The sequence below is a fragment of the Sphingopyxis sp. Root154 genome (assembly GCF_001427105.1).
GTDB lineage: Bacteria > Pseudomonadota > Alphaproteobacteria > Sphingomonadales > Sphingomonadaceae > Sphingopyxis.
Map to the genome: position 1 here is coordinate 640,388 of NZ_LMGI01000001.1, position 24,380 is coordinate 664,767.

The following is a 24,380-nucleotide window of genomic DNA, read 5'->3' on the forward strand; positions in this document are numbered from 1 at the left end:
CCTGCGAACGAAAGAGAGTTTGTCATGGCCGACCCCGAAACGCAGCTGAAGATCGCCTTTCATGGGGCCGCGGGCACGGTCACCGGCTCGTGCATGGAACTCACGCTCGGACAGCGAAGGATTCTGATCGACTGCGGGCTGTTCCAGGGATCGCGAAGCCTCGAGACGCTTAATCACGGCGCCTTCGGGTTCGACGTCGGTACGATCGACGCGGTCCTTCTTACCCATGCTCATATCGATCATTGCGGATTGTTGCCGAAGCTGGCGAAAAAAGGATATCGTGGCGGCGTCTGGTGTACCGCGCCGACCGCCGACCTACTCGAATATATGCTCGCCGACGCCGGCCGAATCCAGGAAAGCGACACCGCGCGGCGGAACCGCCGCTACGACCGCGCGGGCGAAAAGATGTTCGAGCCGCTCTACACCGAGGCCGATGGACTGCGCGCGTGGCGCCTGACGCAGCCTGCCGAGCTTGGGACCTGGTTCGAGCCCGCACCGGGCTTCAAGGCGCGGCTGTGGAATGCCGGGCATATTCTGGGGTCGGCCTCGGTCGAGCTTGAGGCGGGCGGGGTTCGCCTGCTCTTCTCGGGCGATCTTGGACCCGACAACAAGGCATTCCAGAGCGATCCCGATGCGCCCACGGGCATGGACTTCATCATATGCGAATCGACCTATGGCGACCGGCCGCGGCCGAAACTGACGATCGAGGACCGCCGTCAGCTCCTCGAAACCGAAGTGAAGGCCGCGCTCGCGCGCGGCGGCAATCTCATCATCCCGACGTTCGCGCTCGAGCGGACGCAGGAGCTGCTGCTCGACCTCGCCCGCCTCGCCGAGGCGAACCGCATCCCGAACGTCCCCATCTTCGTCGACTCCCCCCTTGCGAGCCGGGCAACGAAAGTCTTCGCGGCGCACGCGGCCGAGCTCGAGGATGTCGCGGGCAGCGACATCTTCCGTCACCCCTCGATCCGCTATGTCGAGGATGTCGCCGAATCGATCCGCCTCAACAGCGTGTCGGGCGCCATCATTCTCGCTGCCTCGGGCATGTGCGAGGGCGGGCGCATCCGCCACCATCTCGAGCATAATCTGCATCGGCGCCAGTCGACGATCTTGTTCGTCGGTTTCCAGGCGCGCGGATCGCTCGGGCGGGTCATTCTCGACGGGGCTGAGCGCGTGCGGGTTTCGGGCAAGGACATCAATGTTCGCGCCGCCGTACGGCGCATCGAGAGCTATTCGGCGCATGCCGACCGGGACGAGCTCGCGGCCTGGATTCGCGAACGTCATCCGATCCGCGGCGGACTTTTTCTCGACCATGGCGAGAGCGAAGCGATCGAAGCGCTTCGCGTCCTCGTCCAATCCGAAACGCCGGGCCTCGCCGTCGTCGCTCCTGCGATCGGCGAGAGCTTCGCGCTCACCCCCGGAGCACCGCCCAAGCGAGTCCAGACCGGACGCGTCGATCTTGCCCAGCTCGCGGGCGACGACTGGCAGAATGACTATGCCGATTTCGCCGCCAATCTGAAGCACAACCTCGCCCATATCCGCAGCGAGAAAGGTCGCCGAAGGGCGCTCGACGAGATGCGACGCGTACTCGCCGGCTATGAGGCGGCGCGCTCCGAACAGAAACGGCGCCGCCGTGCGGCATAGGCAAAAACCTCGCATCCGGCGATGCCGATGCGATCGAGGCCGTCCAGGCAAAGGTCCAGACGCCCTTCCACCCACAAAAGGAGACTTCGCATGAAAGCCCTCGTCTATAACGGTCCCGGCCTGAAGGCCGTCGAGGAGCGGCCCGTCCCCCAGGTGCAGGATGCTGGCGACGCGATCGTGCGCATCACCAAGACGACCATTTGCGGCACCGACCTTCACATTCTCAAAGGCGATGTCCCCAGCTGCGCGCCGGGGCGCATCCTCGGGCATGAGGGCGTGGGCATCGTCGACAGCATCGGGGCGGGCGTGACGGCTTTCGCGCCCGGCGATCATGTTCTGATCAGCTGTATCACCGCGTGCGGGCGCTGCGAATATTGCCGCCGGGGCATGCAATCGCATTGCGCGACGGGCGGGTGGATCCTCGGCAACATCATCGATGGCACCCAGGCCGAATATGTTCGCATCCCGCATGCCGACACGAGCCTCTATGCCATCCCCGAGCAGGCCGACGAGGATGCGCTTGTCATGCTCAGCGACATCCTCCCGACCGGCTTCGAATGCGGCGTACTCAACGGCAAGGTCGCCCCGGGGTCGATCGTGGCGATCGTCGGCGCGGGGCCGATCGGCCTAGCCGCGCTGCTCACCGCACAGCTCTTCTCGCCCGCCCGTATCATCATGATCGATCTGGACGAGGCACGCCTCGCTGTCGCGCGCCGGTTCGGCGCCAGCGACACGATCAACAGCGGCACGCGCGACGCCGCGGCGGCGCTGATGGAGATGACGGGGGCGCGCGGAGCCGATCCGGTGATCGAGGCGGTCGGCATCGCCGCCACCTTCGAACTTTGCCAGCTGCTTGTCGCAGCCGGAGGAACGATTGCGAACGTCGGCGTGCATGGCGCCAAGGCCGACCTGCACCTCGAGCGCCTGTGGTCCCACAATATCACGATCACGACGCGATTGGTCGACACCGTCTCGACGCCGCAGCTGCTGCGGATGGTCGAGGCGAAACAATTAGACCCCGAACAGCTTGTCACCCACCATTTTGCGATGGCCGACATGATGGACGCTTATGACGTCTTCTCCCGGGCCGCCGAAACGAAGGCGCTCAAGGTCATCATCGAAGCGGCCGATCCACGCGCGGCGAGATCCGCCGCGTGACGCAGCGCATGCACGAGATCGCGCGGACCATCGTCGATCTGCAGGCCGAACTCGATCGCGAGATCGAGCATCGGCGCAGGGCGCTCGGCGTGCAGGTCCATGACCGGCTCGTCGAATTCGAGCGCGGCATCGTCATCGAACAACGGAAACTCAAGACTAGCGTCCGCGCTTTTCTCGCCCGCTCGTCCTTCGGCGCCGTGATCAGCGCACCCGTCATCTACTCGATGCTGCTTCCTCTGCTCCTCCTCGATATCTGGATCAGCTTCTACCAGGCCATCTGCTTTCGCGCCTATGGGATCGCCCGCGTCGAGCGGCGCGACTATATCGCGTTCGACCGGGGACGCCTCGCCTATCTCAACTGGGTCGAAGCGCTGAACTGCGCCTATTGCGCCTACGCCAATGGCGTGATCGCCTACGCCCGGGAGATCGGAAGCCGGACCGAGCAATATTGGTGCCCGATCAAGCATGCGCTCAGGATCAGCGATCCGCACCAGCGCTATTATGAGTTTCTCGAATTTGGCGATGCCGAGGGGTATCGGACGCGCCTTGCCGCGTTCCGCGCGTTGCTGAGCGCGGATGGCGACGACAGCTCCGCGGAGCGCGGCGCCGCGGCGCGGCGGGCGGAAGCGCAGGAAGGGACGAGTCCGTAGAATCCCGCAATGCGGCGCTTCCAGCAAGGGGTTATGCCTGCTCCCGACGCCATTTCCGCGAGGGAGACGATTGATGATTTCGACCAATGCGCCCGGCCGCCCGGTGCAAAGCGGCCTCTGGAAGGAAATATCGGTGCTCGAGATCGGGGTGGCCGTGTGCCTTCTCATCCTGTTCATCCTGTCGCGCACTTTCCTCGAGACGATTGCAGCCATCTATATGCTCGTTGCCGCGATGCTGTTCGCCGCGATCGTCCAGGGCCGCATGGCGGCGACCTGCGACGACCGGCTGGATCGTCGGCTCTGGCTCGCAAGCGCGCTCGCCTGCCTGGTTCAGGCGATCATCCTGTTCGTCGATCCGCTGCTCGGCGGTTATCATACCGCGATGGCGATGGCTGGCGTGCTCGCGGTTGGAGCGGCGGCGCGGCTGACGCTCGCGCTCGCGCGCAACCATGCCGGCCGCGGCTGGCTCTATCTCTCGGGCGCGGTCAGCATGATGGTATCGCTCGCGATCGGGTTCGCCTGGCCGTTCGCCTCGATCCTCCCCGCGGCGCAAAGTCTCACGCTCGACCTGCTCGCCGTCGCGGCGATGCTGGCGAGCGTTACCGGAAAGGCCCCGACATGTTCGAAATAATCCACTCGAAGTACGATGTGCTTGCCGTCCGTATCGACGGCAAGATCACGGGAGAGGATCTGGCCTCGATCATGGACCGGCTCGACGCCGCGATGGCGGCGAACGAGACTGTGCATGTCTATGCCGAGACGCGGTCGATCGACGGTATCGAGATCAGCGGGCTGGCCGCGCATATCGCGCGGGCCGCACCGCTTTTCGCAAAGCTCGACCGGTTCGGACGCGTCGCGGTCGTCGCCGACCAACTATGGATCCGGGCCCTCACGCGGATCGAAAGCGCGCTTCTGCCGCACATCAGCTATCGGGTGTTCAAGCCCGAAGATCGCGGCGCGGCCCTGATGTGGGTCGAAGGGCACGACGGATGACGGGCACCCTCCCGCTGGGTCCCTGGCCGTCCGCGCGCGGCGATCACCGCGAAGCCCATCTCGTATCGCGGACGGGATGGCTGCGGGCAGCCGTGCTCGGCGCCAACGACGGGATCGTGTCGACCGCAAGCCTCATTATCGGTGTCGCGGCGTCCGGCGCCACCCATCAATCGATACTGGTTTCGGGGATTGCCGGCCTCGTTGCCGGCGCCATGTCGATGGCGGCCGGCGAATATGTGTCGGTCAGTTCGCAAGCCGATACCGAGCGAGCGGACCTTGCGCGCGAAAAGAGAGAACTGGCGAGCGACCCCGCTGCCGAACGCGATGAGCTGGCCGGCATATATGAAAGCCGCGGCCTCGATCCGGAAACCGCGCGCATCGTGGTCAGCCAGATGACCGCGTTCGACGCGCTCGCGACGCATGCCCGCGACGAACTCCATATCACCGATATGACGGCGGCGCGCCCGGTCACCGCGGCGCTGGCATCTGCTGCCACCTTCACCGCCGGCGCGTCGCTACCGCTCCTTGTCGCGGCCCTGGCGCCGACGACGCGGATCGTTGCGCTCGAAGCTCTCGGGTCCCTCCTGTTCCTCGCCGCGCTGGGATGGCTGGGCGCATTGGCCGGCGGCGCCGCGCCTGCCCGTCCGGTTGCACGCGTCATATTCTGGGGGGCGCTTGCGATGGCCATCACGGCCGGAATCGGCCGACTGGTGGGCACGGCTGTCTGACGGGCATGGGCGGGCGCGGCCCCGATCCTCGAACAAATGATCGGCAGAGGCAGCCTTTTCGCTCTGGCGCGGTTTCCTGCTTCATGGTGGCCGCGGCCGAACTAACGAAACATTCGCGGCTCCCGGCCGCCTCCGCCAATCTACAGGCATGCGAGAACCTGGGCATCGGCGGTCATTATGGAGCAAAGGCGCCATGACCGCGGCAGTTGCCCCCGCACCAACGGACTTCGGCCCTGATCGGGTATTTCCGCTTGCTGCGCAGCGCGTCGGCCTTCTCTATGCTTGGCGCCATGGGCGCCGCGTCGCCTGGGACCATCCCGCCCGCTTCACCGAACTTGTGCAGCTTAGAAAGCTGACCGACCGGTCCCCGATCCAGACCCAGATGATGGACAAAATAGCGGCGAAGCGCCTTGCGGGAGCGCGGCTGGGTGAGGAGTGGATCGTGCCGACCATCTGGCAAGGCACGGCCCTGCCCCGGCTTATCCTGTTTCCAGTCCCCGCGATTATCAAGTCGCGTCACGGCTGCAACCAATATCGTGTCGTCACCGCGGTACCCGACTGTGAACGATGGCAGCAACTGCGCAGAATCGCGCGCCGCTGGCAGCGCAGGCCCTATGGGCGCTGGCTCGACGAGTGGGCCTATCACGACGTTCCGCGCGGCATCCTCGCCGAACCACTGCTTGGCGGCGCGCTTCCGCTGCCGATCGACTATAAGATATATGTGTTCGGGGGTGTCGCGACGCATGTCCAGGTCCATCTCGGGCGCGGCCGTCGGCATCGATGGATCCTTCACGACCGCAGCTGGCGGCAGCTCGTCAGGGCCGCGGACGAACCGCCACCGCCGCCCTCACTGGCCGCGATGCTGGAGGCAGCCGAGGCGCTAGCCGGCGACATGAACTTTCTTCGCGTCGACTTCTACGACGTCGGGGGCCGGCCCTATTTCGGGGAATATTGTCTCTATCCGGGTTCCGGGCTCGACCCCTTTGCCGCGGACTGGATCGATTTTGAACTCGGGGCGCTCTGGCTCTCCGCGATGGCGAGAAATGCGGCGCCGTCAGACCCTTTGAAATTCGTGACCGAGCAGCCATGCCGCGGCCCGGTCGTCGCCCCGTCATCGGCCATGATCGGTATCGAAACTGCGTTCGAGGAGTTTCATGCGATCGACGATCGAGAAAAAGAAGGCCGTTGACCAGCCGATCAGGATGATCCCGCTCGCGCCCTCGATCGCGCCGAGGATGCGCAGTCCCGGGGGCAGGACGATGTCGCCATAGCCTATGGTGACATAGGTTGACGTCGAGAAATACAGGGCATGCTCAAAGTCCGTGAAAGCGCTAAGGAGCTGATAAATTCCCGCCCAGATCCAGATTTCAGCCGAGTGCAGCGCGAACAGCCCGAAAGCGGCGACGAGAATTGCGCCGCCGTTGAGAAGAATGACGAGATAGCGCCGCGACGCACGCCGGTAGCGGCGCAGGATCGCAAGCAACAGCGCCAACCCGGCGAGATGCACCACGACCGTAACCCCGACGACGAGGGTAGCGAGACCGAGCTGATGGGCGAGCGTCACGAACCGCTCCCGACGGCCTGCTGCACGATCGCGGAGCTATGCCCCCGGCCGGCCTTGCGGCGCGGCCGCGCCATCAGGCCGCGATTTCCGTACCGGTGCGAGCCGACAACGCCGGGCGCTCACCATCATAGACGAACTCCGCTCCGCGCAGGTCGATCCGCGGGAAGGCGTCCTTCTCCGCCCAATAATCCTGATTGTGGCGCCATTCGGGTTTGTCGCCGCGGCGCGGCATCGCGTCGAGACCGCGCATCAGATAGCCCGGATTGAAATTATCTTCCTCGATCCATGGCAGGATCTGCATGCCCTCATCCTCAGGCCGCAGCGCGACCTCGACCCTTTTTGCACCGATGTCGTCCATATGGTTGAGGAGGTTGCAAACGAAGTCCCCCATCATATCGACCCTGAGGGTCCAGCTGGCGCGAAAATAGCCCATGACCCAGGTGAGGTTGGGCACGCCGGTCATCATCATGCCGCGATAGGTAATCGTCTGCGCCCAATCGACCGGTGCGCCGTCGATATCGAACGGGATTCCGCCCATGACCGACAGATTGAATCCGGTCGCCGCCACGATGATGTCGGCTTCAATCGCCTCGCCGCCGGCCGTGCGGACACCCGTCGCGGTAAAGTGATCGATCATATCGGTGACGACCGTCAGCTTCCCTTGCGTAGCGGCCTTGAAGATGTCGCCGTCGGGGCAAAAGGCGAGGCGCTGCTGCCACGGGCGGTATTTCGGCGTGAAATGCGGCTCGAACACGAAGTCGGGATCCCCCGAATAAGCCCGGATCAGCGCTTTCAGATCCTCGAACACCGCGTCGGGCTCGGATTGGCACCGCCGTGTCATCAGATCCTGGTCGTGCATGATCTGTGCCCGCACGACGCGATGGACCGTGGGCTCGTCGATCCCGACTTCGCGAAGCCGGTCGGCAAGTTCGTTCCTGTTCTCGCTGCAGTAGAAATAGGTCGGCGAACGCTGGAGCATCGTCACATGCGCCGCCTTTTCGGCGAAGGCCGGCACGATGGTTGCCGCGGTGGCGCCCGAGCCGATAACGAGTATGCGCTTGCCCGCATAATCGATCGCCGGGTCCCAGAGCTGGGCATGGATGAACTGCCCCTCATAATTCGACAGGCCGGGCCAATCGGGGATGTAGGGCTCCTCATGATCATAATAGCCTTGGCACATCCAGAGGAAGCCGGCTGTAAAGGTGACCGCCGCGCCATCCGGCGCGCGCACGGCCTCGATCGTCCAGCGATTGGTGGTGCTCGACCAGTGGCAGGCAGTGATGCGATGGCCATAGTGGATATGGACGCCGATCTCGTTCTCCTCGATCACCTCGCCCATATATTTGAGGATTTCGGCGCCGCTGGCGATCGGCGCGCCGACCCAGGGCTTGAAGCGATAGCCGAATGTGTAGAGGTCCGAGTCCGATCGCACGCCGGGATATTTGTGGGTCTCCCATGTCCCGCCAAAAGTCGGTTTTGCCTCGAGGATCGCGTAACTCTTGCCCGGACACTGCTGCTGGAGGTGATAGGCCGAGCCGATGCCCGAGATGCCGGCACCGACGATCAGCACATCGACATGGATCGGACGGGGCTGGCCTGGGTCCGCTCGGTTCCTGGTTTCCGCCATCGACAGCTCCCTTTTCCTTGTATCCGTGGAACGGCATGAACACCGCATCATCAAAGGTCATTGACCTTGATCAACCAGGCCGGCGCCCCCATCTGTTCGAGGATGTGCTGCCCAGGCGCCAGCAGTGCCAGTCAGAGCCGGAAGAGAAAGAACCAGACCGACCCCAGAATGACGAAGGCGAAGTAGACGAGCCACAGCCCGAGCGCACCCGCGTGCTCGCGGTTCCGCTCGATCGGGTCTTCGGGGTTCGACGGCGCCACCGTCAGGATCCCTTGCGCGCAAATCTTCGCGCGGCGAGGAGGCCTGCGGTGAGAAGCGGAACGAGCGCCGCCGCCGCGCGTAGCTTGGGCGATCGCGAAACGCGGCCGATCTTCTTGCGCATCCGGCGCGGGACGCCGAGCTTCGCAAGCGACCTGTCGACATTAGGCAAATCCATATTGTCCTCCTTCGTCCTGAGCGTGGCCAGAGACTGGGCGAAAGGGGCAGGGCGCGAAATACGTAGATCCCGCATGTGGCCGGGGCGCGAAGGACGCGTTACCGTTCTGCAATGCCTGCCCGGCGGTACCTCGCGGACCCAGCAGGTCGATGCGATGATTGGGAGACCTGATCGATGCCGCGGCCGATGACGGCTCGAAGCGCCGGGATATTGCTTTATCGGCTGATAGGCGGGAGCTTGGAGGTCTTGCTCGTCCATCCCGGCGGACCCTATTGGCGCCGGCGCGATCGTGGTGCCTGGCAGATTCCGAAGGGAGATATTTTAGCCGGCGAAAGCACGGAGGCGGCGGCCTTGCGCGAAGCTCAAGAAGAGCTTGGCACGGCGTTGCAAGGGACGCTCGTTCCAATGGGGCGGCTCCGGCAGGCCGGTGGAAAGATCGTCGAAGGCTTCGCGCTCGAGCAGGATCTCGACACTGCCGCGATCGTGAGCAATTGCTTCGAGATCGAGTGGCCTCCGCGCAGCGGCCGGCGCCAGTCTTTTCCAGAGATCGAGGCGGCGCAATGGTTCACGGTCGCGGAGGCCGAGGCCATGATGCTTCCCAGCCAACAGCCATTCCTCGACCGGCTCGCCGATTATCTGGCCCTGAGACACTGACACAAAAGCGGCCGCCCCCGTTTCTGGGACGGCCGCAAAGCGAATCTTTCCCGATCGCTCCGCTCAAAGGGCGATCGTGATATTATCCTCGACCCGGGTGCCCCCGGCGCCGACCATGCGGCCCTCTCGCCGACCCCGCGTTCGGCCCATGCCTTGACCTTGCCGCCGAGTTTGATGATGCCGCCGTCGGTGGTAACCGCGGCCGCGTCGAGATCCGCCTGGCGCTTGAAGGCGGAGACGATGCGCCTCTTCACATGAGCGGGGGCCGGGTACTGCTTGACCTCGATCGACCGCGGCAAAGCTTCGTGCAGCCTGTGCGGATCGACTACGACCGTCATCCGCCATCGCACCGTATAGGCCCGCATAGGCGGGCGGGCCGCCGACGGGGAGGCTCAGCGCTTGCGGACAAACTCTGCGCGAAGCACGAGACCCTTGATGGCTTCGTGGCGGCAATCGATTTCCTGCGGATCGCCGGTCAGCCGGATCGACTTGATGACGGTCCCTACCTTGAGTGTCTTGCCGGCCCCCTTGACGTCGAGATCCTTGACCAGAACCACCTGATCGCCGTCGTGGAGGATGTTGCCCACCGAATCGCGTACCTCGACCTGCCCGGCCGCCGCGTTTCGGCTGGCCAGTTCGGATGCAGGCATCCACTCGCCGCTCTCTTCGTCATAGACATAATCATTATCGCTGGTCATTTCATGCTCCATTGAGGTTGGCGGCCGTTCGGTCGGTCGAACGGACGCATATAGTTTTGAAAGCGCGCAAAGCGCGGAACTGCATTCACTTCTTTCCGAGCAGCTCTACGGCAAGCACCTGCGCACGCGCATAATCGGCCGCATAGGAGAGCTTCATCGACGTTTCGCCAAGCCCGACGCGACCCAACATCGAACGGGGCTGCGGCTGCACACCCGACAATATGACCTCAGCCCCGGCGAGCCGCGCCTGTTCGACAAATTCCTCGAGCGCCTGCGCCCCGCTCGCGTCGAGTAGGGGCATAAGCCGCAGGCGGAGGATGATGACGCGCGGTGACTGGCCCAACCGGCGCAGCGTATCGAGAAGTTCGCCAGCGACGCCGAAGAAGAAGGGACCGGCGATCCGGAACACTTCGACGCCCGGCGGTAAATCGTCGCGCTGATGCCTATCTTCGGAATCGAGATCGATATCGCGCGGCCTGCCGGACCCGACCTCGACGGCCTCAGCCATGCGCGCCATGAACAAAAGCGACGCGAGCGTCACGCCAACGCCGATCGCGACCGTCAGGTCGACGAGTATCGTCAGCCCGAAAGTCAGCAAGAGCACGGCCCGATCGCTGTTTGGCATGCGGAGCACGGCGAGGAAGCGCTGATACTCGCTCATACCCCACGCCACCATGAACAGGATCGCGGCGAGCGCCGCCATCGGCACATAGGCCATCAGATCGGTGCCGAAGAGGATGAACAGCAGCAAGAAGACCGCATGCATGATGCCCGCGACGGGCGTCTTCGCGCCCGAGCGGATATTGGTCGCGGTGCGGGCGATCGCCCCCGTTGCGGGGAGACCACCGAACAGCGCCGAGCCGAGATTGGCGACGCCCTGGCCGATCAGTTCCTGGTTTGAGCGGTGCCGCGTCCCCGCCATGCCGTCGGCGACGACTGCGGATAGCAACGCCTCGATCCCCGCGAGGAAGGCGATGGTGAAGGCCGACGGCAGGACGGCGCTGATCTTCGCGAATGAAATCTCCGGAAACGACGGCATTGGAAGACCCGCCGGAATATCCGGAAACCGCGAACCGACGGTATCGACCGGGAGATTCAGCAACGCCACAACGAACGCGCTGACCACCACGGCAATCAGGAAGCCGGGAAGTCGCGGCGCCAGCCTGCGAAAGCCAATGATGATCGCGAGGGCACCGATGCCGACGCCGATGGCGGCCCAGCTAGCACTCGGCAAAGCCCCCAGATAAGCCTGCCATTTGGGAAGGAAATCGGCAGGCACCTTGTCAATGGCAAGACCGAGGAAGTCCTTGACCTGGCTCGACGCGATGATGACTGCGATGCCCGCGGTGAAACCGATCACGACCGGATGCGGGATATATTTGATCATCTGCCCGAGCCGCAGCACACCGGCGAGGATCAGCATCAGTCCCGCGAGCAAAGTGGCGATGAGCAACCCGTCATAGCCGTGGCTCGCGATCACATTGAAGATCACGACGACGAAGGCGCCGGTCGGCCCGCCGACCTGGACGCGCGATCCGCCGAGCGCCGAGATCAGGAAGCCGGCGACGACCGCGGTGATCAGCCCCTTGTCGGGCGAGGCACCGCTGGCGATGCCGAGCGCCATGGCGAGCGGCAGCGCGACGATCGCGACGGTCAGGCCGGCAATCGCATCGGCGCGGAAGGTTGCGGCGGAATAGCCTTCGCGAAAAACCGTCAGGAGCTTGGGCGTATAGGCTTTCGCCGTCACCGGGCGGCTGCCTCGCTGACGTCCTTGTCGTAGAGAAGCGAAGACCCCAGCCCTTTGGGCTTGCCTTCGATCGTCTCGCGCAAGCGGACTCCGCGGCCGATCCCGATGCTCGGCGCATTCTCCCCAAGAAGCTCGATTCCCGCGCCTTCGAGCGCGGCGATCACTTTCACCAGCGTGTCGATGACGCCGCGCACCTGGCCACCGGAGCTTTCCATCCGCTGGATGGTTGGAAGGGAGAGCCCGGCCAGTTCGGCGAGCTGGCGCTGGTCGATCCCGAGAAGGGCACGGGCGGCGCGCATCTGCTGTGACGTGATCATATCAGCTCCTTGATGCTTTATACATCATTTATAAATCTTAACATCATCAACTAATGCTGTATATATCGAGCATGCCAATCGATAGATCAACTTGTCGCGCTCTCAGGGGCGCGCCCCGCCAATGCCGTTCGCGAGTTTGCCGCAAGGAGCCCGGCTGATGCCCAATTTCATGGTGTCGCCCTTCGACCGTCCCGTCACCCGGAATATCTCGCCGCCAGCGAACGATGAGGTGTCGAATGTGGATAGCTTTGTCCTTCCGGCGTCGGGCTGGGAGTCGATGCTCCGCGGCGCGAGAAGCCGCTGCCCTCGCTGCAACGAAGCGAAGCTGTTTACCCGCTTTCTCAAGCCGGTGGCGACTTGCCCCCATTGCCTGCAGGACTGGACGCATCAACAGGCCGATGATTTTCCGGCCTATGTCTCGATCCTGCTGACCGGGCATATCATGGCGCCGATCATCATCGCGCTCGTTCAGGAGACGGCGCTGTCGCTCGCAGGGCTTGCCGCGATCATCGTCCCGCTGATGCTGGCGCTGATGATCGGGTTTATCCAGCCCGCGAAAGGGGCGATCATCGCCCTGCAATGGTGGTTCGGCATGCATGGATTCGAGAAGGAACGGCGAGACGCGGAGGCGTTCGACCGCAAACAATAGGGAAGATGAATGGCCGCTGCGCCTCGGGAGAGCGGACTCATGCCTGCCGCATGGTTCCCGTGTCTATGAACCGCTGGTGCCACGACAGCGCCTCGGTTAACAGCGACGGAGCATGCTGGCCATATGAGCCGCGCTGTGCCCGCTCGAAATAGTCCGCGAGCATGGGGCGGTAATCGGGGTGCGCACAGTTGTCGATGACCAACCGCGCTCGTTGCTTGGGCGACAGGCCGCGCAAGTCCGCGAGGCCCTGCTCGGTGACGATCACCTGCACATCCTGGTTGATATGATCGACGTGGCTGACTTGCGGAACGATCGTGGAAATGCTTCCTCCCTTTGCGGTCGATGGCGCCATGAAGACTGAAATATAGGCGTTGCGGGCGAAATCGCCCGACCCGCCGATACCGTTCTGAATGCGCGAGCCCATGACGTGGGTCGAGTTAACCGCGCCGTAGATGTCGGCTTCGATCATCCCGTTCATCGCGAGGCATCCCAGTCGGCGGATCAGTTCGGGGTGATTGCTAATTTCCTGGGGCCTCAATATGATCCGCTCGCGATAGCGCTGCATATCGGCATTGAGCTCCAACGCCGCCTCGGGGCTCAGCGAAAAGGCGGTCGCCGACGCCATTCGCAGCTTGCCGGCCTTGAGAAGGTCGAGCATTCCATCCTGAAGGACTTCCGTATAGGCGTCGAGCTGATCGAACGGACTGTCGAGAAGGCCGCTCAGCACGGCATTGGCAATGTTGCCGACTCCCGACTGCAACGGCAGGAGATGGGCGGGAAGACGCGCCCGGGACACTTCATGCCCAAAGAATTCGAGCAGATAGCCCGCAATGCGCAATGCCGTATCGTCGGCCGGTTTGAACGGCAGGTTCCGGTCCGGGTTTTCGGTTTCGACGATCGCGACGATTTTTTCCGGGTCACAGCGAAAGCTGGCCTGCCCGATCCGGTCGTTGGGGCGAACGAGCGGGATCGGGACGCGATCGGGCGGCAGCGCAGTACCGTAATAGATGTCGTGCATTCCTTCGAGCGCTGGATTTTGCCACCGATTCACTTCGAGGATGACCTTGTCGGCGCGGTCGAGCCAGGTCTTGTTGTTTCCCACAGAGGATGACGGCACCAGCGAGCCATCGGGCAGGATCGCCGTGACTTCGATCAAGGCGGTATCAAGCGGCCCCAGAAAACCCTGCCAGGCCATCGGTGCGACCTGGCTCAGATGCATGTCGAAATAGTTCATCTCGCCGCGGTTGATCATGTCGCGGGCGATGGGGTCGGAATTATAGGGGAGCCGAAATTCTATTCCCTTGGCCTTGGCCAGCGCGCCGTCGAGTTCGGGTCCTGTCGATGCGCCGGTCCACACCTTGATCGAAAAGGGTTCGCCGGCTTCATGCGCCCGCTCGATGCGTCGCGCCAACGCGATCGGGACCGCCTTGGGATACCCCGCCCCGGTGAAACCGCTCATGCCAACCGTCGAACCGGGCGCAATCATCGCCGCTGCGGCATCCGCGTCCATTACGCGCGAGCGCAACAACGTCAGACCAATGCGAGAGCTGGCCACGTGAAATCTCCGATCATCAAAATATAGCTACTCATTGGTCAGATCGTGCTGTGACGCAAGGCCGACGCAACGCCTTTTCTCGATGACTCGATGAAGTGCCACCCGATGATGGGTGGTGGTCATCGTTCAGCTCTCGATGCCGCACGAAAGAAAGCGGAGAAGCCGCGACACCGGATAGCGTGCGAATAATTTCCGGACATAAGCAGGTGATAACGCGGACCGGCCTGCCGAAGCGCTTTCAGCTTCAAGCGGCCCCTTGCTTTGGGTTGGCCGCATGAAGATCCTTTCAGATCTGCGAAGGCCGCATCCGCGCCAACATCCTGTCCCTTAGAATATAATGGTGGAACAAAGACGCCGCGGCATGAAGCCCGATCAGCCAATATCCGATCGTACCGCCCAGTTCGTGGAGCTCCTCCACTCGCTCGGCTAGGGCGCCGTTCGCTGCGACCAACGGCGGTAGCTCGATGCCGAAAAAGGGTATCGCTTCGCCTTCTGCACTCAGGACAAGCCAGCCAGCGACCGGCATTGCAATCATCAGGACATACAGCGCGGCGTGCGTTGCGCCGGCAATCGCGTTTCTCCACGCCGGTTCATTCACCGTTGCCGGCGGCGCCCATATCAGGCGCGCCGCGATCCTGAGCCAGACGAGTGCAAAGACCGAGAGGCCCAACATGAAGTGCCAGGTTTTGAAGGCTTCACGGGTTATGGTGCCTTTCGGCCAGAATTCCCGCAACTCGATGGCCGCATAGACGGCGACAAGGAGTAGAAGCATAAGCCAATGAAGTATGATCGATGGGAGTGCATAATGCTCCGGGTCGGTCTTGGGCGTCACATCGGTTCTCCTCAAGCCGATTCACCACAGTCAGTATCTCGGCACATTGATTTGCATCAAACCCGCGAAATGCCCAATGGCGTTGTGCGGCGCGGGCTAGACGCCGCAGCACGCCTGGCAAAGGGCGGCGGCGACCCTCCGCATCTTGGGGTCCGACAAACTAGAATATCGCGTCTGCGCCTTACCGCGCATCGACACGATCCCCTGCTTTCGGAGACGAGCGAGATGCTGCAAACCCGCAGACTGCGACAGGCCGCAAATCTCAGTCAGCTCGCCAACCGACACCTCGCGTTCGGCGATCTGGCACAGCATCATCAGCCGCTCTCGCTCCGCCAAACAACGCGCCGCCCTATTCTGAGACCGGCGGAACCGCGATCTCAAGCAGCGCGCAGCAGTTTGTCGCAAACCCGCCGAACTTCCGGTCCGGCGCGATCAGGTATTGGATGGCCGTTCTATCCCCGCTCACTCAAAATCGGGCTTTCACAGCGTTTACCAGTGAGCATAGCGGCTATTTTCCCGGGTTGGCCGGAACTTCTCCAGCTAGGTCACTTTTGTCAAAGTCTTCGCATGGTGTCAGCGGGGAGAGCGAAGCGACACAATGTAAGCAGAGGCCATCTCAGCCTCTTCTCTGGTCAACATGATCGACATCGCATCCGGTGTATCGTGTCCATCGCGAAAAAATTCGCGCAGCAAATCTTGGTTAAACCCCATGTCATTCGCCACCGCCACAAAGCTGGGCGCCTGCGAATTGGGGGGCTCAACGCCCGGGCGTAATGCATGACAACCGCTACAGCGCTCTTCGACAAAAGAAAGCGTTCGCGCGTCCTGAGTTTGCGGCGCGGTCGCAAGGGCTGCTGTATTGGAAGTAGCAACTTCCCTCTCAGCGGGCACGCATGCGCACAGCAGAGCGGTTGTCAGTACGACGAACAGTCGTGAAATCTGCATGGCGAGCCTTTCTGGGGGCCGGGTAGCGAGGTTGCAAAGCAGCGTCGCAATCAAACGTGGATGGCACAGTCTCCCATACTGGCTAACTGTGGCTCCTGATCGTAGAATTCGACGACCATGCGGACGGGGCAAATCGGTTCAACCAAATGGGGCTGGTCCGGAAGGACGATCCCCGGATGCTCGGCGTCGAGGATAGTTCCGAAACGGGATCGAGTACCCTGTAGTGAAGCCAGCCTTCGAGCACCCGAATGACGCCCCAAACGCCGACTTTAGTTCGATGCTCCCGGCGAAGCCCGGCCGGAAGCGTGGTCTCGTCAAAGATGGGGGTACTTCTGTACGGTTCAGGTGCGCCAATCTTCACGGGGCCGTCCGGGCGTCGGTCGCCGCGCATCGGGATACCGCCGCCCTGCATTCCGTCACGCATCTCAAGCATGCAGCCGGATTTCGGTAGCGTGGTCGGGATAGGCTGCGACCTGCGATTGATCGACATGCTCTCCATTGAGCTGGTTTGCGAAACCATGATTGACGTCGCGGTGATGCGCTTCGTCGGCGCGCACCAGCAATACGACATCGCGCAATTTCGCATCGTCGGCCATTTTCCAATAATGTTTGGCGATGGCAGGAGCGGGCACGTTCGGCGACCGGCCCTCGTCGATTTCCTGGAGGTACAATGTGTAGCTGGTGACGGCTTCCTCCTCGAAATAGCCGACAACGCGGTGAGCGGTACGCGAGGAGAGGAGATAGAGGATCGAAAATCCAACCAGGAACACGCCTTGGACAGACAGGATCATCAGCCGCTCGAACCACGTGGGCTTGGCGATCTCGATGAAAGTCATGAGGTGCATGCGCTCGTTTTCGGCTTCCTCCATCAAGGTCCGGATCCAGCCGTCGTCATCGCGCATCCGGCGCAGGCAGCTCAGATGGGTGAACATGGCACCGACCATGCCCGGCACCGCTGCGACCGTCTCAAGGACGATCGCCCGGTGGCCGTAGCGCTTGGCGAACAACCTGTCGGCGCTGAAGCGCAGAAGCTTGGTGAAGCCGAGCGCAAACCGATCGGAAAAGCCGTTCGGCTGGTGATGCACCGCGGGCTGAATATTTCGTTCGGTGGCAAGGGCGAGCTTGTCGGGGACCAGGATCATATTCGTCATCGTAAGTCCTTTCAGGACTGCGTGGGAGTCGGTCGGGATGTATTCCCGGGCGCCGGAGAGAGCCGAAAATATAGTGCGAGCTTGAGACTCTCGGCGATCCGCGCCGCTTTGCCCTGGAGCGCGGCAGCGGTGGTCGGTGGCAACATCTCGGCAGTTACCTCGGTCCAGAGCATCAGCCAGCGATCGAACATCGGCGGCGTGATCGCGGGCATGTGCGTGAGGTGCGCGGCCACCGGGCTGCCTTTGTAGCGACCACTGGTCAGCATGACAGAAGACCAGAAGTCGACCAGCTTTCCCAGGTGCTGCTGCCAGTCGCCGATCGCACTATCGAACACCGGACCGATCAGAGCATCGTCCCGGACGCGCGCGTAAAAGCGTGGAATCAGGCGCTCGAGCTGCGCCTCGCTAACTTTGCCGCTGATGTCCAAATGCCGCTCCTTTCTGCCATGGCCATATGCCGGGCGGTCTAGCGACCGGCCCAACCCTCAAAGATCGATCACGCATCGACCGGCAGCGGCAGTTTCCTTTCGACGAGCACGAGCGTGGCATCGCCCGGATAGGGGCGCGCGGTGAACCCCATGTCGCGTTCCAGTTCGATCGCGGCGTGGTTCGCGTAGCTTTCAATCGACTGCAGGGTCATCACGCCCGCAGCCTCGGCAAAACGCGCGACATATTCGAGTAACTTCCAGCTCACGCCGCGGCCCTTGTAATCCGACCGGATGCTGATCGCGACCTCGCCGGTTTCCATCGCGTCGTCACATGCGAGCATCGCGGTTGCGATGACCGTTGCGCCATCTTCGGCAAGCGCGAGAAAATTCTCTTTCTGGCGATGATCGACATCGATCAATGCGGCCAAACGGTTATGACCAACGATATTGATGCCGGTGAGAAAGCGGAATCGCAGATCGTCGGGCGTCACATGCGTGAACAGCTCCGCGAGCGCCGGTTCATCGTTCGGACTGATCGGGCGAACATGGAATTTGAACCCCGTCCGGGTTGTAAGATCGCCGCTCCAGCTCTGGTTGTTCATTTTCGTCCTTTCGATGCGGCGCGGTCATTTGCCGAATGTATCGAGACGCTTTTGAACCGGAGCGAGGCGTAACCCTATCCGTAGTTCCCCGTATTCATCCGGCGTCGCGACGGGCGATTAGGTGGGGATTCCCACAACTGTGATAGCATCCGGCAGCTTGGCAAAAGAGTTCGAAATTGACCGGGCTTGGCCGCTTGCCGCCACTCCGTTCTTAGATTGCGAGGCTCAGGAGCGGACGTCGAAGTTGTTCCAAGCGAACATGCCCCCCGGGAATAATCGACCCGGCGCCGCCTTCAAATGAACTGCGCGCGATATACATATACGCCATGCGCGACGGGCGCGCCGCGCGATCATACAGAAACGGCTTTCATCTCTCCGGTCCCCGACCAATGGCCACGAGTCTCGTTTTTGGCGCTGCCGTACAATTATCGGTTGGACTGCGAGGCTATCCGCGCGCTGCGACCCAGGAGAGCTCTTCCTTTTAGGAAAACAGAGATCTTCATCTTGCGCCCGCTCGATTTCGTTCGGGCGGGCGTTTTTTTGGCGCCCCTTCCAGAACCGCTCCAACTGGTCAAATAGGCGCTTTGCCGGCCGTCGTTGACGCGAGCATTTCGGCTGATAGCTTGGTTCGACAGGAACAGTCGCGGTGAGACCCGCCGCCACATTCACCTCGTCTCAATTTGCCTGAAAATTAAGGTTTGTTTAACCATCTGGCGCCACGATCTCCCCGTGCCGCACCCCCATGTGCCCCACACACATGCGGCATTAAGTAGGGCGGCGGTCGCTGGTCCCGGCCGCCGTCCAGCTTCCAGAGTTGCGCTAGGTCCATATGCTCGCGCACCGTCAGACAAATAAGAAACCGCGCGACGCCTGACAGGCTTAAGCGGCTACCCACGCCCCGTAATCAAAGGGCTATCGGGCGGAGGCGCGAATTCATACGGCGGCGCCGCAGCTCCGGGAGACCCGCGCGTCACTGCGTCATAAATGGCGAGGCCGAGCACACTGTGCGCGATCAACGTCATCGCCAGCTGCGATACTGTCATAGCGGCGACACCCCACCACCAAGCGGCATGCACCGATCCCCGGCGTCGTAGATCGGCGACCATGCCGACGAGCGGCAGGACCATCAGGGCCGCAAACACGCCCCATTCGGCAAACGGGATGAGGAGGGGCATTGGCAGCAGACGGCCAAACGCTGGTCCGGTAAGAAAGGCCATGGCGCAAAACAGAAGGCGCCGGTGCCACTCGGTCCGCTTGCGCAACGTGATAGCAGTTGCGACAAGCGCGCCGAAGCACAGCATGGTTATCGAATTCATGACGAGAAAATAGGCCGGCTGAAAAAAGAAGGGGACGGTCCCCTGACGCGCCATGGTCATGGTGGTGAAGATACCGACGCCGACCATCATCGTGGCCCAGGCCGCGGCGAGCCAGCCTAACCGACGGTGAAGCAGCATCGATCCGCGCGTCACGAGGGCGCTTTGCGTTACATAAATCACGACCCAGCCGAAGAATATGACGGCATGAAAATGAACGAGCGGCGGAGCCGAGAAGCTTGAGCGCCCCATCGCCAGTTGCATGGAAAATCCCGCGACTATGATGGCTGCCATGATGAGCGCCATGGAGAGGAAGAACCGGTCGTCTCGGCCGTAGCCGGGCCGCGGATGTGCAACGGTCGCCAATTGAGCCTCCGAGCGAGGGGAAATCAGGCTTGCACTTTGCCGCGCCGAGCAATTGCTGTCACGTCGATTTCACACCTGCCGCAGAGTAAGGCCGGTACAGGATCACCGGTCGGCTTCCAGTACATCTTGCTGAGTAAGATTGGTCGACCAAGGATTGGCGGCTTCTAGCCGTGGATTTAAGATAGCGGAAATTATCGAAGGGGTTCTCGGTGACGAAGTGGATCGTCCAAATGCCGCCTGCAGCGTCGCGAGTATCCGCCTCCTTCTAGCTTGGACAGGTGTAGCGATACCACTTGCGCGCGACGCCGGGCGGCCAGCGGAAGCTGGCTGGATCGTTTACCTGTTTGGAAACGCTGACCGAGCCGTTCGTGTCGACTTCGCTGACCCTGTTTGCACCCTCCAGCCAGCTACGGACCGTGCTGCGCGAAGCGATGGCCCCGACAAGCGTCTCATTGGTTTGCGACAATCGATCGGCGCCGAGCCTGATACGCATTGTGAAGGCGTCGCCCTTCCGAAGCGTGCCTGTGTGCGTGACCTCGGCGCCTTGCTCGCTCCAGCATGATCGGGAGATACCATGCGCGGTTGCGAACTCATAGCCCACGCCTATGGCCATGATAGATTGCTGAAAGGTCGGCGCCACGACGGACGTCCGCAGCACCGCTTCGATCGGCGCGCCCGGTCGGATGACGGCGATGACATAGGTTTCGGCGTAGGAGGGTATGAAGTCGAATGACCGTCCAGCGCTCGCGCTCCGCGCCATCAAAAGCGTTCCAGCGGCGTCATAGACTTCGATGATGACTTTCCCGGCGAGACTGACGTCGATGCTTCGCGTTTCCCCGGGCACGCCGGCGAAATAGAAATAGCGCACTGCGTTGCGCTCACCCGCCGCAAGCGTGAGCGGCTGGCCAACCGGCAAAGGCTGTGCGCTTTCGATCTGCGCCATCGCGGGACGGCCAATCATCGCGGCCGCGACCGCCAGTACGAAGAGCCTCAGATGATGTTTCATTGCGCGCGCCCCCGCTTGCGCATGGCGTCGAGAAACGCGGTGAGCGCCGCCTCCGATTCCGCCCGCGCCTTGGCGCTGGCGGCGATATTGCGGGCTAGTTCCGCGGCCGCCTGACGCTGTTGTTGCTGCTGCGCCTCGCTCCACTCCGGAGCCGCGGGAGCTGGCGGTGAGAAGACGGTAAGATGGCTACCCGATGCTGCGACTGGACCAGAAGATGCGCCGGGCGCGGGCCATGCTCCCCGCCAGTTGGTCCGAATGACTTGTCCGACGCTCATCGAATAGCGCCTGTTGCCTTCTTCGGCATCGCTCAACCGTTTGGAGGAGTGGCAGTCGGGCTCGCGAACGATTGTCTCGAACTGTGCAACATATCCCTGAAAGGCGCGGCCGAACTGGCGCGTCAGGACTTCCTGATGGACATTCGATCCCTCGCCGATGTCGACGACCGCTGAAAGATATGTGTCGTACGACCCGTCCTTCTGTATCGTGCACCAGCCATATTCCGCGCTTGCAGGGGTCATGACGGCGATCGACAGCACCATCCCACATAAAAACCGATGCATCCAAGCCCCCTCGTTTGCATTGTGAGAATCTATACCGAATATCCGCAGACATTGGCGAGCCGTTCCTGCCAAATCAAGGCTCGCGGAGAAGCGTCTCAAGACAGGCGAAAATGCCGCTCCGCATTACGGTGAAAAATGCTGGCGCGCTGATCGGCCGTCAGGTCGGCGCCTTCGATGAAGGTCACCGCATCGCGCGAACTTTCATAGGGATAGTCGATCGCCCACATGATATTCTCGATGCCGGCAACCTTGATGACGAGATCCAGCACATCGGGAGATTCGAAGCCGCTGGTCGTCACCGCGAAGTTGCGCCGGAAATAGTCGCTGGGTGCCAGCGACAAGGGTTTCATCCGGCCGTCCTTGGCGCGGCGGGCCGCCATATGATCGAGGCGCCACATCCAGAACGGCAGTGCTTCGCCCATATGCCCAAGAACGATACGTAGCTGCGGATAACGATCAAAAACTCCGCTTAAGATCATCCGCACAGCATGCGTCCCGGCCTCGACGCCGAAGCCCCAGATCGATCCTCCCATGCTGTAGTCCCGAAACGGAGCGGCCATGCCGTTCGAGGGCGCGCGCGGGTGAAGATAAATCGGACGATCGAGCGACTGCGCCGCCTCAAGGATGGGAGCAAAGCGCGGATCGTCCAGATAAAGATCGTGGGTGTGTGAATTGACGATAAAGCCCTTCAGGCCCAGCGCATTCACTGCGCGCTCCATTTCTTGCGTCCCTCTAACCGGATCGTGCGGCGCAAAGCAGGCAAGTCCGGCAAAGCGTGTCGGGTGCCGCGCGATGGCGGCGGCGAGATAATCATTGGTTGTCGCTGCAAGCTCGCTCGCCCGGGCTGGCTCGAAGATCTGCACGCCTGGTATCGTCACTGATAGAAGCTGCATGTCGACGCCGGCTTCGTCCATGTCGCGGATGCGCTCTGCGTCCACATCAAGGAGCTGGCGGCGAAACCGGTCTTGGTTCGATCCGGGACGCGGGTTGTCGAAAATCGAGAGGATACCAGTGGGAATATCCAAGCTGGAGTTGGGCTCTGACCGGGCAATCTCCAGCCATGCCTTTGCGAGCTCCGGCGTAGCAAAGGCTTCCTCGGTCGCGATCTTGCGCAGTGGCGCCTTGGCCAGTTGAGCTGATGCTGGCCGGCTTGCCACCGAGGCCCCTAAAATAGCCGTTGTTGCACCCAGAAATTTTCGACGACTGGTGGTCATGGGCGTACCTCCGCGGAGGGCAAAGCAATATGGGGCAGAAGGCCGCACGCAATGAAACTGGGAATTTTCATGGAAGGTCTCCAATGGGCAAGATTTTGCGACCCCCATGGATTACCAAGATATTGCGCGGCTTTACCTGAGGCGGCAAGCCGAAAATCTGTTTGCACGTGGCGCGTGAGGTTTGGCCGATTTCGGACTGGCAGCTTTCAGGCGGCGAACTTGGAGAAGCGGACGTTCGAAACCGGTGGGGCGAGGTTGGCAGCTCGCGACCGTTTTCGGTCATCGCTTTGAACTGGCGGGATTGTTAAAAGTAGGCGCTCAAGATGACTTGAGTTAGAAGGAGCGACGATGATCGAGCACCACGGCAGCTGCCATTGCGGGCGGGTTCACTTGGTACTGCGCGACGAGCCAACCGAAGTCGGCGAATGCAATTGCTCGATTTGCCGGCGTACCGCCGGACTGTGGCACTATTGCCCGCCGAAATCGGTCACGGTCGAGGGAGAGGGAGTAGCCTACCAGCAGGGTGATCGCGCACTCGACACGTGGCACTGCCAAGCCTGTGGCTGTACGACACACTGGACGCCAACTGATCCCAATTACCAGCGCATGGGAGTCAATCTCAGGATGTTCGAACCCGATTTGTGGCGCGATTTGCCGCGTCGTCTTGTTGATGGCGCGTCTTACTGAAGGGATTTAACTCTGGCCGGTAGTTGTCCGTCAGCTTTCAGACCGAGATCGTGCGAAGCGGACTTTGCTCTCAGCGACCAAGGGCGTGAGGCTGGCTCGCGTCGAATAACAGGATGCAGACATGGCCATTAGTCCGATGCTATCGACGAGTTCATGATCCGATACGACACCAGCTTTCAAAGACTGGCATTCTGCCTCGCGGGACTTGCGGGCTTTGTCGATGCCATCGGGTTCCTCGGGTCTGGCGGACTCTTCGTATCGTTCATGAGCGGCAACTCGACCAGACTGGCCATTGGTATAACGGAAGCGAAGACTGTCGCCTTGGCGGCTGCAGCGCTGATCGGCCTCTTCGTTGCCGGTGTGTTCCTCAACATCATCGTGACGGCGAAAATAACCGTCGCGCATCGCAAGGTCGTGGCAATATCGGGCGTCGCCGTGCTTCTCCTCTGCGCTGCATGCTGCAAATGGACCGGGTTCGATGTCGCTGCCACAGGATTTCTCTGCGTTGCAATGGGCGCCTCAAACACGATCTTCCGCCGCGACGGAGAGGTGAGTATCGGCGTCACTTATATGACCGGCAACCTTGTCAAACTCGGGCACAGGCTCGCTGATGCGGCACTGGGTGGTAGCCGGACGGATTGGATTCCCTATTTGCTCCTTTGGCTTGCCCTTGTCCTCGGCGGAATTCTCGGTGCCGCCAGTTATTCCTGGTCTCAAGATGCAAGTCTTGGCTTCGCAGCGGCCTTCGCTCTCTTCCTCATTCCCGTAGTACAAAGAATCACCGGCTCCTTGAAGTCGTAATTGGCCGATAGCAGACTGGCAGCTTTTGGATCGAAATCAGCGAAAGCATCAGTGGGCA

The 24,380-nt window shown here is 62.1% G+C and carries 30 protein-coding genes; 11 read left to right on the forward strand and 19 right to left on the reverse strand.

From position 1 onward, the window contains the following. The first annotated feature begins 24 nt into the window (after window positions 1–24). The 7 genes from ASD73_RS02845 to ASD73_RS02875 all read left to right on the forward strand — a co-directional run bounded on the left by ASD73_RS02845 (window position 25) and on the right by ASD73_RS02875 (window position 6,359). Complete coding sequence (locus tag ASD73_RS02845; RefSeq protein ID WP_056369305.1) at window positions 25–1,641, forward strand: MBL fold metallo-hydrolase; 1,617 nt, start codon at window positions 25–27, stop codon at window positions 1,639–1,641. 90 nt (window positions 1,642–1,731) lie between these two features. After that, window positions 1,732–2,799 (forward strand): zinc-dependent alcohol dehydrogenase family protein, encoded by a 1,068-nt coding sequence (locus ASD73_RS02850; RefSeq protein ID WP_056369302.1) that lies wholly within the window; start codon window positions 1,732–1,734, stop codon window positions 2,797–2,799. Further along, window positions 2,796–3,449 (forward strand): hypothetical protein, encoded by a 654-nt coding sequence (locus tag ASD73_RS02855; protein ID WP_082521322.1) that lies wholly within the window; start codon window positions 2,796–2,798, stop codon window positions 3,447–3,449. Before ASD73_RS02850 ends, ASD73_RS02855 begins: the two co-directional genes overlap by 4 nt. Window positions 3,450–3,522: 73 nt before the next feature. Next, on the forward strand, window positions 3,523–4,080 hold the full coding sequence (locus tag ASD73_RS02860) for a hypothetical protein (RefSeq protein ID WP_056369298.1): 558 nt from the start codon (window positions 3,523–3,525) through the stop codon (window positions 4,078–4,080). Further along, a complete protein-coding gene (locus ASD73_RS02865; RefSeq protein ID WP_056369295.1) occupies window positions 4,068–4,442 on the forward strand; it encodes an STAS/SEC14 domain-containing protein in 375 nt (124 codons plus the stop codon). Before ASD73_RS02860 ends, ASD73_RS02865 begins: the two co-directional genes overlap by 13 nt. After that, window positions 4,439–5,170, forward strand: coding sequence for a VIT1/CCC1 transporter family protein (locus tag ASD73_RS02870; RefSeq protein ID WP_056369294.1), 732 nt, complete (start codon window positions 4,439–4,441; stop codon window positions 5,168–5,170). Before ASD73_RS02865 ends, ASD73_RS02870 begins: the two co-directional genes overlap by 4 nt. 193 nt (window positions 5,171–5,363) lie before the next feature. After that, entirely contained in the window at window positions 5,364–6,359 is a 996-nt protein-coding gene (locus tag ASD73_RS02875; protein WP_082521323.1) for an ATP-grasp fold amidoligase family protein, read from the forward strand. On the opposite strand, the gene ASD73_RS02880 is transcribed toward ASD73_RS02875, so the two are convergent. From ASD73_RS02880 to ASD73_RS22675, 4 genes are all read right to left on the reverse strand, one after another. Then, window positions 6,282–6,734: a potassium channel family protein gene (locus ASD73_RS02880; protein WP_056369291.1), complete on the reverse strand. Its 453-nt coding sequence runs from the start codon at window positions 6,732–6,734 to the stop codon at window positions 6,282–6,284. The two genes, ASD73_RS02875 and ASD73_RS02880, sit on opposite strands and share 78 nt — an antisense overlap. Window positions 6,735–6,807: 73 nt before the next feature. Beyond that, on the reverse strand, window positions 6,808–8,361 hold the full coding sequence (locus ASD73_RS02885; RefSeq protein WP_056369288.1) for a flavin-containing monooxygenase: 1,554 nt from the start codon (window positions 8,359–8,361) through the stop codon (window positions 6,808–6,810). Between the two features lie 131 nt (window positions 8,362–8,492). Further along, complete coding sequence (locus ASD73_RS23400) at window positions 8,493–8,621, reverse strand: hypothetical protein (RefSeq protein ID WP_267128009.1); 129 nt, start codon at window positions 8,619–8,621, stop codon at window positions 8,493–8,495. 2 nt (window positions 8,622–8,623) lie between these two features. Next, window positions 8,624–8,797 (reverse strand): hypothetical protein, encoded by a 174-nt coding sequence (locus tag ASD73_RS22675; protein WP_156377268.1) that lies wholly within the window; start codon window positions 8,795–8,797, stop codon window positions 8,624–8,626. Between the two features lie 186 nt (window positions 8,798–8,983). Between ASD73_RS22675 and ASD73_RS02890 the strand changes: the two genes are divergently transcribed. Continuing rightward, a complete protein-coding gene (locus tag ASD73_RS02890) occupies window positions 8,984–9,451 on the forward strand; it encodes an NUDIX domain-containing protein (RefSeq protein WP_056370383.1) in 468 nt (155 codons plus the stop codon). Between the two features lie 392 nt (window positions 9,452–9,843). On the opposite strand, the gene ASD73_RS02900 is transcribed toward ASD73_RS02890, so the two are convergent. The 3 genes from ASD73_RS02900 to ASD73_RS02910 all read right to left on the reverse strand — a co-directional run bounded on the left by ASD73_RS02900 (window position 9,844) and on the right by ASD73_RS02910 (window position 12,213). Next, window positions 9,844–10,149, reverse strand: a complete 306-nt coding sequence (locus ASD73_RS02900) for an alkylphosphonate utilization protein (protein WP_056370381.1) — start codon at window positions 10,147–10,149, stop codon at window positions 9,844–9,846. An 85-nt stretch (window positions 10,150–10,234) separates the two neighbouring features. Beyond that, a complete protein-coding gene (locus tag ASD73_RS02905; protein ID WP_056369283.1) occupies window positions 10,235–11,896 on the reverse strand; it encodes a SulP family inorganic anion transporter in 1,662 nt (553 codons plus the stop codon). Beyond that, window positions 11,893–12,213, reverse strand: a complete 321-nt coding sequence (locus ASD73_RS02910; protein WP_056369281.1) for a helix-turn-helix domain-containing protein — start codon at window positions 12,211–12,213, stop codon at window positions 11,893–11,895. The genes ASD73_RS02905 and ASD73_RS02910 overlap by 4 nt, the downstream gene beginning before the upstream one ends. A gap of 157 nt (window positions 12,214–12,370) precedes the next feature. Between ASD73_RS02910 and ASD73_RS02915 the strand changes: the two genes are divergently transcribed. Beyond that, window positions 12,371–12,862, forward strand: coding sequence for a DUF983 domain-containing protein (locus tag ASD73_RS02915; protein WP_327196894.1), 492 nt, complete (start codon window positions 12,371–12,373; stop codon window positions 12,860–12,862). Between the two features lie 37 nt (window positions 12,863–12,899). On the opposite strand, the gene ASD73_RS02920 is transcribed toward ASD73_RS02915, so the two are convergent. The 12 genes from ASD73_RS02920 to ASD73_RS02965 all read right to left on the reverse strand — a co-directional run bounded on the left by ASD73_RS02920 (window position 12,900) and on the right by ASD73_RS02965 (window position 22,834). Beyond that, a complete protein-coding gene (locus tag ASD73_RS02920; RefSeq protein WP_056369278.1) occupies window positions 12,900–14,417 on the reverse strand; it encodes an acetyl-CoA hydrolase/transferase family protein in 1,518 nt (505 codons plus the stop codon). A 286-nt stretch (window positions 14,418–14,703) separates the two neighbouring features. Then, window positions 14,704–15,249 (reverse strand): cytochrome b, encoded by a 546-nt coding sequence (locus ASD73_RS02925; RefSeq protein WP_235534102.1) that lies wholly within the window; start codon window positions 15,247–15,249, stop codon window positions 14,704–14,706. Between the two features lie 96 nt (window positions 15,250–15,345). Further along, entirely contained in the window at window positions 15,346–15,654 is a 309-nt protein-coding gene (locus tag ASD73_RS02930; RefSeq protein ID WP_327196895.1) for an ArsR/SmtB family transcription factor, read from the reverse strand. A 168-nt stretch (window positions 15,655–15,822) separates the two neighbouring features. Continuing rightward, on the reverse strand, window positions 15,823–16,194 hold the full coding sequence (locus ASD73_RS22680) for a hypothetical protein (protein ID WP_156377269.1): 372 nt from the start codon (window positions 16,192–16,194) through the stop codon (window positions 15,823–15,825). A gap of 82 nt (window positions 16,195–16,276) precedes the next feature. Beyond that, entirely contained in the window at window positions 16,277–16,714 is a 438-nt protein-coding gene (locus tag ASD73_RS22135; RefSeq protein WP_443027943.1) for a DUF1971 domain-containing protein, read from the reverse strand. Next, complete coding sequence (locus ASD73_RS02935; RefSeq protein WP_056370379.1) at window positions 16,620–17,336, reverse strand: alternative oxidase; 717 nt, start codon at window positions 17,334–17,336, stop codon at window positions 16,620–16,622. Before ASD73_RS02935 ends, ASD73_RS22135 begins: the two co-directional genes overlap by 95 nt. Window positions 17,337–17,356: 20 nt before the next feature. Next, entirely contained in the window at window positions 17,357–17,767 is a 411-nt protein-coding gene (locus ASD73_RS02940) for a group III truncated hemoglobin (protein WP_056370377.1), read from the reverse strand. A 74-nt stretch (window positions 17,768–17,841) separates the two neighbouring features. After that, complete coding sequence (locus ASD73_RS02945) at window positions 17,842–18,375, reverse strand: GNAT family N-acetyltransferase (RefSeq protein WP_056369272.1); 534 nt, start codon at window positions 18,373–18,375, stop codon at window positions 17,842–17,844. Between the two features lie 887 nt (window positions 18,376–19,262). Continuing rightward, complete coding sequence (locus ASD73_RS02950) at window positions 19,263–20,054, reverse strand: hypothetical protein (RefSeq protein WP_235534103.1); 792 nt, start codon at window positions 20,052–20,054, stop codon at window positions 19,263–19,265. A 265-nt stretch (window positions 20,055–20,319) separates the two neighbouring features. Continuing rightward, window positions 20,320–21,060 (reverse strand): hypothetical protein, encoded by a 741-nt coding sequence (locus tag ASD73_RS02955; protein ID WP_056369270.1) that lies wholly within the window; start codon window positions 21,058–21,060, stop codon window positions 20,320–20,322. Continuing rightward, complete coding sequence (locus ASD73_RS02960) at window positions 21,057–21,599, reverse strand: hypothetical protein (RefSeq protein WP_056369268.1); 543 nt, start codon at window positions 21,597–21,599, stop codon at window positions 21,057–21,059. Before ASD73_RS02960 ends, ASD73_RS02955 begins: the two co-directional genes overlap by 4 nt. Before the next feature lie 116 nt (window positions 21,600–21,715). Continuing rightward, window positions 21,716–22,834, reverse strand: coding sequence for an amidohydrolase family protein (locus ASD73_RS02965; protein ID WP_200934865.1), 1,119 nt, complete (start codon window positions 22,832–22,834; stop codon window positions 21,716–21,718). A gap of 348 nt (window positions 22,835–23,182) precedes the next feature. On the opposite strand from ASD73_RS02965, the gene ASD73_RS22140 reads away from it, so the two are divergent. Both ASD73_RS22140 and ASD73_RS02970 read left to right on the forward strand, forming a co-directional pair. Beyond that, window positions 23,183–23,521, forward strand: coding sequence for a GFA family protein (locus tag ASD73_RS22140; RefSeq protein ID WP_082521325.1), 339 nt, complete (start codon window positions 23,183–23,185; stop codon window positions 23,519–23,521). A 153-nt stretch (window positions 23,522–23,674) separates the two neighbouring features. After that, window positions 23,675–24,322, forward strand: coding sequence for a YoaK family protein (locus tag ASD73_RS02970; protein WP_056369266.1), 648 nt, complete (start codon window positions 23,675–23,677; stop codon window positions 24,320–24,322). Window positions 24,323–24,380 lie beyond the last annotated feature (58 nt).